Origin of the sequence: Vibrio splendidus, from assembly GCF_024347615.1 — a bacterium.
Lineage (GTDB): Bacteria > Pseudomonadota > Gammaproteobacteria > Enterobacterales > Vibrionaceae > Vibrio > Vibrio splendidus.
Genome location: NZ_AP025508.1, coordinates 2,878,148 through 2,890,227, shown reverse-complemented (window position 1 = coordinate 2,890,227; position 12,080 = coordinate 2,878,148). Strand labels below are relative to the sequence as shown.

11 protein-coding genes are annotated in these 12,080 nt (G+C 44.9%); 8 read left to right on the top strand and 3 right to left on the bottom strand.

Annotated elements, in window-relative coordinates:
* Nucleotides 1-23: 23 nt before the first annotated feature.
* From OCU90_RS12760 to rnd, 3 genes are all read left to right on the top strand, one after another.
* Nucleotides 24-980, top strand: coding sequence for an alpha/beta hydrolase (locus OCU90_RS12760; RefSeq protein WP_061024436.1), 957 nt, complete (start codon nucleotides 24-26; stop codon nucleotides 978-980).
* Nucleotides 981-1,086: 106 nt separating this feature from the next.
* Entirely contained in the window at nucleotides 1,087-2,781 is a 1,695-nt protein-coding gene (gene fadD / locus OCU90_RS12755) for a long-chain-fatty-acid--CoA ligase FadD (protein ID WP_004734190.1), read from the top strand.
* 142 nt (nucleotides 2,782-2,923) lie between these two features.
* A complete protein-coding gene (gene rnd, locus OCU90_RS12750) occupies nucleotides 2,924-4,042 on the top strand; it encodes a ribonuclease D (protein ID WP_143700552.1) in 1,119 nt (372 codons plus the stop codon).
* A gap of 113 nt (nucleotides 4,043-4,155) precedes the next feature.
* On the opposite strand, the gene minE is transcribed toward rnd, so the two are convergent.
* Genes minE through minC form a run of 3 tightly spaced genes read right to left on the bottom strand, consistent with a single transcriptional unit; the run spans nucleotide 4,156 to nucleotide 5,922 of the window.
* Nucleotides 4,156-4,419 (bottom strand): cell division topological specificity factor MinE, encoded by a 264-nt coding sequence (gene minE / locus OCU90_RS12745; RefSeq protein ID WP_010436847.1) that lies wholly within the window; start codon nucleotides 4,417-4,419, stop codon nucleotides 4,156-4,158.
* 6 nt (nucleotides 4,420-4,425) lie between these two features.
* Nucleotides 4,426-5,238 (bottom strand): septum site-determining protein MinD, encoded by an 813-nt coding sequence (minD, locus tag OCU90_RS12740; protein WP_009848498.1) that lies wholly within the window; start codon nucleotides 5,236-5,238, stop codon nucleotides 4,426-4,428.
* A gap of 21 nt (nucleotides 5,239-5,259) precedes the next feature.
* A complete protein-coding gene (gene minC, locus OCU90_RS12735; protein ID WP_017084080.1) occupies nucleotides 5,260-5,922 on the bottom strand; it encodes a septum site-determining protein MinC in 663 nt (220 codons plus the stop codon).
* Nucleotides 5,923-6,143: 221 nt separating this feature from the next.
* Between minC and OCU90_RS12730 the strand changes: the two genes are divergently transcribed.
* The 5 genes from OCU90_RS12730 (at nucleotide 6,144) to OCU90_RS12710 (ending at nucleotide 11,943) form a co-directional block, all read left to right on the top strand.
* On the top strand, nucleotides 6,144-6,434 hold the full coding sequence (locus tag OCU90_RS12730; RefSeq protein ID WP_017084079.1) for a YcgL domain-containing protein: 291 nt from the start codon (nucleotides 6,144-6,146) through the stop codon (nucleotides 6,432-6,434).
* A gap of 30 nt (nucleotides 6,435-6,464) precedes the next feature.
* Nucleotides 6,465-7,463 carry a lytic murein transglycosylase gene (locus tag OCU90_RS12725; protein ID WP_017079489.1) on the top strand — a complete coding sequence of 333 codons (999 nt, stop codon included), beginning with the start codon at nucleotides 6,465-6,467 and terminating at the stop codon, nucleotides 7,461-7,463.
* 152 nt (nucleotides 7,464-7,615) lie between these two features.
* Entirely contained in the window at nucleotides 7,616-8,536 is a 921-nt protein-coding gene (locus OCU90_RS12720; RefSeq protein WP_004734177.1) for a LysR family transcriptional regulator, read from the top strand.
* A gap of 205 nt (nucleotides 8,537-8,741) precedes the next feature.
* A complete protein-coding gene (locus OCU90_RS12715) occupies nucleotides 8,742-9,941 on the top strand; it encodes a NupC/NupG family nucleoside CNT transporter (protein ID WP_004734178.1) in 1,200 nt (399 codons plus the stop codon).
* 187 nt (nucleotides 9,942-10,128) lie between these two features.
* Complete coding sequence (locus OCU90_RS12710) at nucleotides 10,129-11,943, top strand: cation:proton antiporter (protein ID WP_061024432.1); 1,815 nt, start codon at nucleotides 10,129-10,131, stop codon at nucleotides 11,941-11,943.
* The last annotated feature ends 137 nt before the right edge of the window (nucleotides 11,944-12,080 follow it).

The window sequence follows — 12,080 nt, the reverse complement described above, 5'->3', positions numbered from 1 at the left end:
ACGATAGGGACACCATACAATCAATGATTGAAAAGTCATATTCCCTTGCGAGCGGTACGCTTGCAACACAACAGATTGGCAACTCAAAAACGACCGCAACGACGGTCGTTTTTATTCATGGTTGGCTAGATAATTCTGCAAGTTTCACTCAGGTTATGCCGCAAATAGCCAAGCTTTCTCCAGATACTCACCTCGTTGCTATCGATCTCTTCGGACACGGTTTCTCGTCGCATAAACCGGGGAGTTATTACCCATTTCACGACTATATTGATGATTTGCATCAGTTGGTGACTAAATTATCGCCAAACAGACTGGTACTGGTAGGACATTCACTTGGTGCATTGATCGCAAGTTGCTATAGTGCCGCCTTTCCTGAAAAGGTGTCAGGATTAATTCAAATTGAAGGTCATGGACCTCTTTCAGAAGCTCCCCACGAAACAGTCTCTCGTTTGAGAGATGGGGTACTCAGTCGTCTTCGACAGCGAAGAAAGCCTTCACGTCCTCTGGCAAGTCTTGAGGATGCTATTAAGCTGAGAGCTCACGCCAATCAAATCAAAGCAGAACTCATTGCTCCTATTGTTGAACGAGGAATCGTTGAGCTAAGTACTGTTGATCGAGCTGTTGTTACTCAAGTTGCTTTTGAGGAAGCGACAGTAGATCAAGCTGCTTTTGATCAAGCAACTGTAGCTCAAGGTAGTGCCGAGTTTGATAACTCTTGGCAATGGCGATGCGACCCTAACCTAAAATGTGACTCGTTATATCGAATGTCACAAGCGCATGCTGAAGCGATCATGGCGGCTATTGAATGCCCTCAATTAATAGTTTTAGGAAATGATGGATTCCGACATTTGCAGCATAATCGCTACAAATCAGCCCATAGTTCTCTGAATATAGAGACTGTTCCTGGCGGACATCATTGCCATTTAGAGAGCCCAGAGCTAGTTTCAGAGCTAATTCTTGGTGTAGTTAACAAAATTTAAACAAGTGTTTGAGCCTTTTAGTGCTCATGCACTAAAGCTGTGCTGTAATACCGCAATGATAAAAAGCGGCGAAGCAGTCGTCAGCTGATAAACGAGGAGTAACATAGTGGACAAACCTTGGCTTTCACGTTATCCAAGTGACGTACCTGAGACGATCAACCCAGATCAGTACCCATCTCTTATTGAAATGTTCGAACAGTCAGTACAGAAGTACGCAGACCAACCAGCATTCGAGAACATGGGGTCTATCATGACATTCCGTAAGCTTGAAGAGCGCAGTCGTGCTTTTGCTGCTTACCTGCAGAATGATCTAAAACTGAAGAAAGGCGATCGTGTCGCGCTGATGATGCCAAACCTGCTGCAATATCCAATTGCACTCTTTGGTGTACTGCGTGCAGGTATGATTGCAGTGAACGTCAACCCACTGTACACGCCTCGTGAACTTGAACATCAATTGAATGACTCTGGCGCAAAGGCGATTGTTATCGTTTCTAACTTTGCGAGCACGCTAGAAAAAGTCGTTGATAAAACACCGGTTAAACACGTTGTACTAACCAGCCTTGGGCAAATGCTGCCAAGAGCAAAAGGTACGATTGTCGACTTCGTAGTGAAATACGTAAAAGGCATGGTGCCTAAGTACGATCTGCCGGGTGCTATCTCATTTCGAAAAGCACTGCATAAAGGCCGTCGCCTACAGTATGTGAAGCCATTTATGGCGGGCGATGATATCGCATTTCTACAATACACGGGTGGTACAACGGGCGTAGCGAAAGGCGCAATCCTAACGCACCGCAATATGATTGCGAACGTACTGCAAGCGAAAGGGGCATATAGCCCTGTTCTGCAAGAAGGCCGTGAATTGGTGGTAACGGCATTGCCGCTTTACCATGTATTTGCTCTTACCGTGAACTGCTTATTGTTTGTTGAGATGGGTGGCCGTAACCTTCTGATTACTAACCCTCGTGACATTCCTGGCTTTATTAAAGAGCTGCAAAAGGTTCCGTTTACCGCGATTACTGGCGTAAACACCTTGTTCAATGCGCTCGTGAATAACGAAGATTTCCACGAGTTGGACTTCAGTAACATGCGTTTATCTGTTGGCGGTGGTATGGCGGTTCAACGCGCTGTTGCTGAGCAATGGAAGAAAGCGACAGGTGTCCACCTACTTGAAGGCTATGGTTTAACCGAATGTGCTCCTTTGGTCACGGGTAACCCATATGATCTGAAAGACTACACAGGTGCAATCGGCCTACCAGTACCTTCAACAGAAGTTCGTATTGTTGATGATGAAGGTAAAGTGGTTGGCAATGACCAAGTGGGTGAATTGCAGGTTCGTGGTCCTCAAGTGATGCAAGGCTACTGGCAGCGTCCAGAAGCGACCAAAGAAGTGATCGACCAAGACGGTTGGTTATCGACTGGTGATATCGTTAAGTTTGATGACGAAGGCTTGCTGTACATCGTAGACCGTAAGAAAGACATGATTCTTGTGTCAGGATTCAACGTTTACCCGAACGAGATTGAAGATGTTGTGGCTCTGCATGGCAAAGTGTTAGAAGTTGCGGCTATCGGCCAACCTCATGAGGTGTCTGGTGAGCTGGTTAAGATTTACGTGGTGAAACGTGACCCTAGCCTAACCAAAGAAGACATTATCGCGCACTGCCGTGAACACCTAACTGGCTACAAGATCCCTAAATTGATTGAGTTCCGTGAAGAACTACCAAAAACCAATGTAGGTAAGATCTTGCGCCGAGTGCTTCGTGAAGAAAACGACGCAGAGCTTGCCAAACGCGCAAGCGAGTAATGCACGGGTTTGCGAGAAATTAGCCCCCGAAACCATTCGGGCGCTTAATCTAAGCGAGCGCTGAAAAATGGTGTTAGAATGCCGACAGTTAATGTCGGCATTTTTGTATCCGGCGATCAAAGTAAAATCAGTGAGAGTTTTTGTGGATTATCAAATCATTACCCAAGTTAAAGACCTTGAGCGAGTTTGCCAACAAGCACGTGAAGCCGATGTTGTTATGCTTGATACAGAGTTCGTTCGTACAAGAACCTATTACCCTCAATTAGGCTTAATTCAGTTATTTGATGGTGAAACGCTGTCACTGATTGATCCTATTGCTCTTGATGAAATGACCCCGTTTGTTGGGCTGTTGAAAGACACTTCAGTACTGAAAGTGTTGCACGCGTGTGGCGAAGATCTAGAAGTATTCCAGAACGCATTTGGCTGTACGCCAACACCAATGGTTGATACGCAGATCATGGCAGCCTTCTTAGGTCATGGTCTTTCAACTGGCTTTGCGGCTCTAGTTTCTGAGTTTGTAGGTGTTGACCTAGATAAGAGTGAATCTCGAACTGACTGGCTAGCGCGTCCGCTTTCTCAAAAGCAACTCGACTATGCAGCGGCAGACGTTCACTACTTGATGCCAATGTACAACAAGCTTCTCGAAAAAGTGATGGAAGCAGGCTGGTGGGAAGCGGCGCAACAAGAGTCTGATTTACAAGTGGCTAAGCGCATCCGTAAAGCAAACCCAGACAACGCTTACCTTGATATTAAAGGCGCGTGGCAGCTAAAACCTCAACAGCTAGCTATTTTAAGACCTCTAGCAACTTGGCGTTTAAAAGAAGCGATTAAGCGTGATTTAGCGTTGAACTTTGTCTTTAAAGAGCAAGACTTATGGGTAGTAGCGCGTTTCGCGATGAAAGATCCTAAACATATGGAGCAAGAAGGGTTTGATTACCGCTCTGTACGTCGCCATGGTGCGAAGATCAGCTCAATCGTGAAATTGGCTGAGCATACGCCAGAAGAAGAGTACCCAGCGCCAGTAGAACGTCTAATGGACTACCCAGGTTACAAGCAACTCTTCAAAGTGTTGAAAGATGAAGTGAAAACAGCATCGCAACACAGTGGTTTAGCGACTGAGTTTTTGGCATCGAAGAAGCAACTTAATCAAGTGTTAAGCTGGATTTGGAAGTACGATCGTAATCCAGAGAAGCTGCCTGATGTAATGCAAGGTTGGCGTCTAGATGTCGTTGGCGAGAAGCTAAATAAAGCAATCAAGTAACTTTAGTTTTGTAGTAAGCAACGAATGCTTTAGAGATAAAAGTTTCAGACACAAAAAAGAGAGCCTAGGCTCTCTTTTTTATTGAGTATTGATAAGCACAGCTCAGGCTCTAGTTATCGATCTTCTTCTGGAAGCTTAACGTTCAACTCTAATACTGAGATGTCGTCATCTTTATGTTCGAACGTCAGATCAACCATTGATGGATCGACTTCAACGTACTTTGCAATACACTTCAAGATGTCTTCTTTTAGTTGCGGCAGGTAAGACGGCGCTGGGTCGTCATGGCTGCGTCGCTCTGCAACAATGATCTGCAAACGTTCTTTGGCTAGGTTTGCGGTTGTCTTTTTCTGTGGTCTAAAAAACTCTAATAATGACATTGCGTATTAGCCCCCGAACAGTCTTTTGAAGATGCCTTTCTTCTGTTCCGTTAAGAAACGGAAGTCCACTTGGCTACCCAGTAGTCGCTCTACAGTATCATTGTAAGCCATACCTGCGTCGGTTGCTTCGTCAAAGATAACTGGCACACCCTTGTTCGATGCGTTCAGTACGGCCTGGCTCTCTGGAATTACACCCAGTAGAGAGATGTGCAGGATTTCTTCAACGTCTTCAACACTGAGCATCTCACCTTGAGTTACGCGTGCTGGATTGTAGCGAGTCAGTAGAAGGTGTGTTTTCACTGGCTCTAAGCCGTCTTCTGAACGACGAGATTTAGAGTCAAGAATACCTAGAATACGGTCTGAGTCGCGTACAGAAGAGACTTCAGGGTTAGTCGTCACAATCGCTTCATCAGCGAAATACAACGCCATTAGAGCGCCTTGCTCGATACCCGCAGGAGAATCACAGATGATGAAATCAAAGCCCATTTCATCCAATTCATCAAACACACGACGAACGCCATCTTTTGTTAGTGCGTCTTTATCACGAGTTTGAGAAGCAGGAAGAATGAACAGGTTCTCTGTACGCTTGTCTTTGATCATCGCTTGGTTCAGCGTCGCTTCACCATTGATAACATTAACGAAGTCGTACACAACACGACGCTCACAACCCATGATTAAATCTAGGTTACGCAGACCAATATCAAAGTCGATGACTGCGGTTTTCTTCCCTTTTAAAGCCAGACCCGAGGCAATAGCTGCACTGGAGGTCGTTTTGCCTACCCCGCCTTTACCCGACGTTACAACGATAATGCGTGCCATTCTGTTTTCCTTTTATTTCTCTTATATTGCGAGGACATCAACGTGTAATACATCGTTTGCCATACTGAACATGGTTTTCTTCTGCCAGTACTCGCTTTCAATTTGATCGCTGAGCCAGTAATTTCCTGCAATGGAAACCAGCTCGGCTTGTAAATCATTACAAATTATTTTTGCTTCAGTTTGACCACTTGCACCTGCAATTGCACGACCGCGTAGCGTGCCATGAATATGGATGCTGCCATCGGCAATTACTTCTGCGCCCGCGCTTACGTGGCTAAGAATCAGCAAATCACCGTCTTTGGCATACACTTGCTGACCAGAACGTATCGGGGTTCTCACCACCTTTATCGGGGCCATCTTCGCCGGAGCTTGAGAAGGTGATTTACTTGCTGTCATCACGGCAAAACCTGCATCTCTGGCTAAGTTTTGCATGCGTTTATCTGAACAGCCTGCCACACCAACCGGGATCATGCCCGCTTGAGATATACCATTTTTCAGTTGCACGAAATCTATATCGCCCGCGACTTTGCTAATGTTGATAACAACAGGCGCAGCTGCGAAAAAAGTGGGTGCCTGGTCTACCTTCTCTTGAAGAAAAGACACTGCATTTTCGACTTGATCATCGGATAAGTGCAAAACAGATAGCGTGAAACTGCTACCTTTTAGATCTGGGTTACTAGACATCGAAAAACTACAGGACCTCAATAGCGGATTGGTACAATTTCTTTATCAATAAAATAAAGGGCATTGCCTGAAACTAGGTTTATCATGTTATATTCCCAAACCAAGCACAGCAAGTAATCTTGTTGTCAAATGAACGTTTTGTTCCCAATATTTCCCTAACATAAACTATTGATCTCGCAAGTGAGAGTTTTGTAGTCATAAACATTTAAAAAAGGTTTGTCATGCTGTGTTCTATATATAAAAGTTCAAAGAAAGAAGGAACATACCTTTATATCCCTAAGAAGGATGATTTTTCACAAGTTCCTGACGCATTGATGCAAATGTTTGGTAAACCTAGTTTTGTAATGGTAATTAAAATGGACGGTCGTAAACTGGCTCAAGTGAACATCGATAAAGTGAGAGAATCACTGAACACCGATGGTTTCTTTTTGCAGGTTCCGCCACCACCAGTTAACGAACTTGAGCTTCATAAAGAGCGTAAAGCTCAAAAAAAAGGTCAAGACGAAGAGTGATAGCCACCTCAATTCAAGGAGGAGTGATCGTTGAGTAAATTTTCGAAAACCATATTGGCTGTGTCGGCATTACTATTGGGTAATAGCCTGACCATTGGCTCAGTTCAAGCTGAAGAGCTTAGCTTTGAGCAATATGTAGAAAAACTAAAGCAACAAGGTCGTGAAGAAGGTATTTCGGAAGCGATCATTGATGAAGCTTTTGATGGTGTGACGTTTAAGCCAAGAGCGGTAAAAGCCGACAAAAACCAACCTGAAAAGAAACTGACTCTGGATGAATACATTCCACGTGCGGTTCCTGACTGGAAAGTGAAGCAGGCGAGATCACTCTATAAGAAACACTACACGGCGTTAAAGCGTATTGGTGATGAATATGGTGTTCAACCAAGATTCATTGTCGCTCTATGGGGTGTAGAGAGTAATTTTGGTAAGTTCACGGGGAATTACAGTGTTATTGATGCTCTAACAACCATGGCTTATGAAGGTCGCAGAGAAGCCTTCTTCCGTAGCGAAGCGATGGCGGCATTGAAGATACTTGATCAAGGCCATATTGCACCAAAAGAGATGAAAGGCTCTTGGGCCGGCGCGATGGGTCAACCTCAGTTTATGCCAAGCTCATTCTTAGCTTACGCCGCTGATGGCAGTGGTGATGGCAAGAAAGATATTTGGGGTACCGAAGAAGACGTGTTTGCTTCGGCGGCTAATTATCTCAGCCAATCGGGTTGGGATGACAAATATACTTGGGGGCGTCAGGTTCACGTTCCATCAACCGTGTCTATTGAGATGCAAGGTCGAGACGAAGACAAAGCGAAATACCTAAAAGAGTGGTCTGAACTTGGTATTAAGCGTTATGACGATCGCCCACTGCCTACACTTGATGAAGACATCAAAGCTTGGTTGATAATGCCGGACGATGAAACGGGTCGTTCGTACCTCATTTACAACAACTACAATGTGTTAATGAAGTGGAATCGTTCTTACTACTTTGCTTTGGCTGTCAGTCACCTAGCCGATAGAATTAAGTTTGATTAATCGACCTAATTTGATTAATAGAACTAGGTCGCTTTGAATAGCATTTAGCCTACTATAGGCAGAACAGATTAAAGGACTCTTCGGAGTCCTTTTTATTTTATATTTCAGATGTTTAAGAAGGTGGTTTTGTGCTAACAGATAGAGCCGCACAGATGGTGATATTTCATGCGTTAATCAAGCATGAAGGCTTTACCAGTGCAGCAAAAAGCTTGAATGTGTCGGTATCTCACATCAGTAAACAAATTGCTTTGCTCGAGGATTCGATAGGTATCAAGTTAGTGCAAAGAACCACACGCAGCCTTACGTTAACCGAAGCTGGAGAAGTGTTCTATCAGCATTGTGAGCAGCTGTTCAATACGGTGAAAGCGGCTCAAATGGACATGGATAGCCAGCGTGACGACATTTCTGGAATATTCCGTATAGGCCTGTCTCAGTCATTTGGCACACTGCATATCATTCCAGCGATTGACCAGCTTAGACAGCTTTACCCTCAGCTGAGAATTGAAGTGCATTTGTTCGATTACAAAGTGGACATGATTGAGGAGCGCTTGGATCTCTGGATCACCAACAATGAAGACCTGCCTGAAGGATACATTGCACAACGCCTAGCCGACAGCCAGTTTGTGGTAGCCGCATCACCGGATTATCTGATTAAGGCAGGGACTCCACACGTGCCATCTGATCTGATTGACCATAACTGCCTTATCTACCGCAGCCGTGAACGTGATTACACGTCATGGGCATTTGATAACGGCCAAGAAAATCTCAGTGTTAAAGTGGCGGGCGATTACTCGGTGGATTTGGCTGAAGCGGTACGAGACGCGGCAGTATCAGGTTGGGGCGTTGCTTACCTAGCGACTTACTTAGTCAAAGAAGAGTTTAGAACGGGCAAGCTCATCCAAGTTTTACCGGAATGGCGAGCAAGTCAGCTGATGCCATTTTATGCCGTGTATCCGAGCCGAAAGAACATGCCGAAGAAGCTTTCAGCAGTGATTGAGTTCATCAAAGATCATATCGGATCGCCGACTTATTGGGACAAAAACCTCAAAACCTGCGTTGAACTGCACCGCTAACTGTTTCCCAATCTATAAATATAATTTCCATATGGAAAAAGTTTGTTTTTTAATCAAAGTTAATTATTAAAATTCAATAACTTAGTGGGATGGGCTATTAAAGGGTGATTCAACCAACATCACATTAACAACCTCAACTTGCCGCAAACGATTTCCTCTATAGAATGCGTCGCTTTTCCTACCTACAACTTTTAGGTTGACGCACATGGCTTCCCTACTTGGAATTATCACTATTTTAGTAACCGCTTGGTTACTATCTACGGACAGAAAAAATATCCCGCTAAGAACAGTCTCTTTGGCTTTCTTACTGCAAATCTCATTCGCCCTACTGGTTCTGTATGTGCCAATGGGTAAAGAAGTGCTGAATGCAGCCACTGGTGCAGTGTCTAGTTTGATCAACTACGGTCAAGAGGGGATTAACTTCCTATTTGGTGGCCTAACGAATAACGGATTTGTTTTCGCTATTAACGTTCTCGGCATCATTATCTTTTTCTCTGCATTGATTTCAGGTTTGTACCACATCGGCTTTATGCCAAAAGTGATCAACCTAATCGGCGGTGCTTTGCAAAAGTTCTTAGGTACAGGTCGTGCGGAGTCATTGTCTGCAACTGCGAATATTTTTGTTGGCATGATCGAAGCGCCATTGGTGGTTAAACCTTACTTGAAGCACATGACGGATTCACAGCTGTTTGCTGTGATGGTGTGTGGTTTGGCTTCTGTAGCTGGTGGCACGTTAGTCGGTTATGCATCGCTTGGTGTTGATTTGAACTACCTGATCGCTGCGGCATTCATGTCTGCTCCTGCTGGTCTATTGATGGCCAAGATTTTGGTACCTGGTAGCGCAGATGAGGCTCAAGAAAATATTGAGTCTGACGTTGAAATTCCACGAGCAACGAACGTCGTTGAGGCTATGGCCGATGGGGCTATGTCTGGACTTCGTATTGCCGTTGCTGTGGGCGCGACACTTCTGGCCTTTATTAGTGTGATAGCAATGCTGAATGGCTTGTTAGGTATTGTTGGTGGCTGGTTTGGCGTAAACCTAAGCTTCGAACTTATCCTAGGTTATGTGTTCGCACCTGTTGCATGGCTGATCGGTGTGCCGTGGTCTGAGGCTGTGGTTGCAGGCTCGCTGATCGGTAACAAGATCGTTGTGAACGAGTTTGTGGCTTTCATCCAGTTAATGGACGTAAAAGACGCACTGAGTGAGCACTCAAAAGCGATCGTTACTTTCGCGCTATGCGGTTTTGCAAACATCTCTACGATGGCAATTTTGATTGGCGGTTTGGGTAGCTTAGTTCCAGAGCGTCGTTCTTTCATCTCACAATACGGTTTTAAAGCGATTTGTGCGGGTGTGCTTGCCAACTTAATGAGCGCAGCGATTGCCGGCGTGGTGCTTTCTCTTTAGCTAGATGATAAGTACAGAGTGGATGAGTCAGTCACTTTATTTCCCCTATAGTAAAGTGACTGATTAATCACACTAATATTCGGTTAGCATGAAAAAGAGAGCCTATAGTTTAATGACATAGGCTTTCTTGTTTCAGCAAATAGGTTTGTATCACAAGGTGTGGTACGAATTTTTTTTAGGGGCACAAATGGATTTGTCGATTACTTCTTCTTTGGCGTTAATTGGACTGCTGTCCTTAACGTGTCAATTGTTAGGTTGGCGTTTGCGTCTTCCAGCCATCCTTCCTCTTCTTATTGTCGGACTACTTTTAGGTCCCGGTCTTAACATCCTTAATCCCGACGCCATTTTTGGTGATGTACTGTTCCCGTTGATTTCATTAGGGGTCGCCATCATTCTGTTTGAAGGTGCATTGACTCTTAATTTCAAAGAAATCAGAGGCCATGGCCGCATGGTGACTCACTTAGTGAGTTTCGGCATGTTGATTACATGGGCGTGCATCGTGGTGGGGGCTTATTATTTTGTCGATTTCAGTTGGCCATTGGCGGCGCTGTTTGCTGCATTAGTCGTGGTGACTGGCCCAACGGTGATTGTTCCCATGCTGCGCAGCATTCAACCCAAATCTTCGCTAGGCAGTATCTTGCGCTGGGAAGGGATAGTGATTGACCCGATTGGCGCTCTGTTTGCCGTTCTCGTTTACGAATACATTGTCTCTTCAGCCGATCCGACAAGCCATGTTCTGTCGGCATTGGGGCTGACTTTAGCCATTGGTTTGGGCTTAGGGATCATCGGTGGCTATTTGATTGCCAAGATGCTGCAAGGGCATTGGGTTCCGCACTATTTGCGTAACGTGGCGGTCCTGACATTAATGCTGGCGGCGTTCTCTTTTTCAAATGATCTGAGCGAAGAGTCCGGTTTATTAACCGTAACCATTATGGGTATTTGGCTCGCCAACGTGAAAGGCTTGGATCTCGAAGATATTATTGAGTTCAAAGAAACCCTGACTGTGTTACTCATTTCTGCGTTGTTTATTCTGTTAGCGAGCAGGCTTGATTCTGGGACTTTCCTCTCGATAGGTTGGGGCGGTATTGGCTTATTAGCGGTCGTCATGCTGGTGGCTCGTCCTCTGAGTGTGTGGATCAGCGGGATCGGCACGGATCTTACTTCAGCAGATAAATGGTTTTTGAGCTGGATGGCACCTCGCGGGATCGTTGCTGCTGCAGTCTCTTCTCTATTTGCAATCAAGCTTCAAGAGAAGCAATTAATCGAAGGGGCAGATTTACTGGTGCCAATGGTGTTCTTGGTCATTATTGGTACGGTAGTGATTCAAAGCCTAACCGCGAGTTGGTGGGCGAGAAGGCTGGGTGTGACTCAAGAGAAGGCACAAGGGGTTATTTTCTTTGGCGCGACTCATTTTTCACGTCAGTTTGCCAAAGTGCTGGCGACACACAACATCAACAGTGTGCTTGCTGATACCAACTGGGAGAGCATTCGCTTAGCGCGCATGGACAACTTGAATGTCTATTTCGGTAATCCAGCTTCGAACCATGCTGAAAATAATCTGGAATTGGATGGGATAGGGCGTGCGATGATCGTTTCACCTTACCGTCAAACCAACCCACTAGTCAGTATGCACTATCAAGATGAGTTTGGTGAAAATAAGGTGTTTGAACTTGAATCCTCAGAAAATAAACATGAAAGGCATCAGGTGAGCCGTGATGGCAATAGAAGTCTGTTTTCAGAAGGGGTTACCTATTCCAAACTTAACTCCTTGATGGCTCAAGGCAGCCAAATTAAGAGCACGGGTTTAACCGAGGCGTTTGACCTTAATGAGTTTAATACCCTGTACCCTAAAGCGATTCCACTTGGCGTGATTAATGACGGTGATTTCCGCTTAGTGACACAAGGTTCTGATTTGGAAAAACTCATATCAACGGAGTGTCAGGTCATTAGTTTATTGCCGCCTTCGGCAGAAATTGAAGGTATCGATACTCCAGATAAGTAGCGAGTCGCACTGTCTTAAAAGCGAGTATCTTTGTATCACAAACGAATAGCTCAGTATCAAAAAAGCCGCAACGTTTTCACGCTGCGGCTTTTTAATTCTATTTTAGTAACAATCAATTCATGTCAGCGGTATTGCTA

What these genes read in the sequence shown, in the direction of transcription:
- OCU90_RS12760 (WP_061024436.1), top strand. Translation starts at nt 24, where the DNA reads ATGATTGAAAAGTCATATTCCCTTGCGAGCGGTACGCTTGCAACACAA.
- OCU90_RS12730 (WP_017084079.1), top strand. Translation starts at nt 6,144, where the DNA reads ATGCTGTGTTCTATATATAAAAGTTCAAAGAAAGAAGGAACATACCTT.
- minD (WP_009848498.1), bottom strand. Translation starts at nt 5,238, where the DNA reads ATGGCACGCATTATCGTTGTAACGTCGGGTAAAGGCGGGGTAGGCAAA.
- OCU90_RS12710 (WP_061024432.1), top strand. Translation starts at nt 10,129, where the DNA reads ATGGATTTGTCGATTACTTCTTCTTTGGCGTTAATTGGACTGCTGTCC.
- OCU90_RS12720 (WP_004734177.1), top strand. Translation starts at nt 7,616, where the DNA reads ATGGTGATATTTCATGCGTTAATCAAGCATGAAGGCTTTACCAGTGCA.
- minC (WP_017084080.1), bottom strand. Translation starts at nt 5,922, where the DNA reads ATGTCTAGTAACCCAGATCTAAAAGGTAGCAGTTTCACGCTATCTGTT.
- OCU90_RS12715 (WP_004734178.1), top strand. Translation starts at nt 8,742, where the DNA reads ATGGCTTCCCTACTTGGAATTATCACTATTTTAGTAACCGCTTGGTTA.
- minE (WP_010436847.1), bottom strand. Translation starts at nt 4,419, where the DNA reads ATGTCATTATTAGAGTTTTTTAGACCACAGAAAAAGACAACCGCAAAC.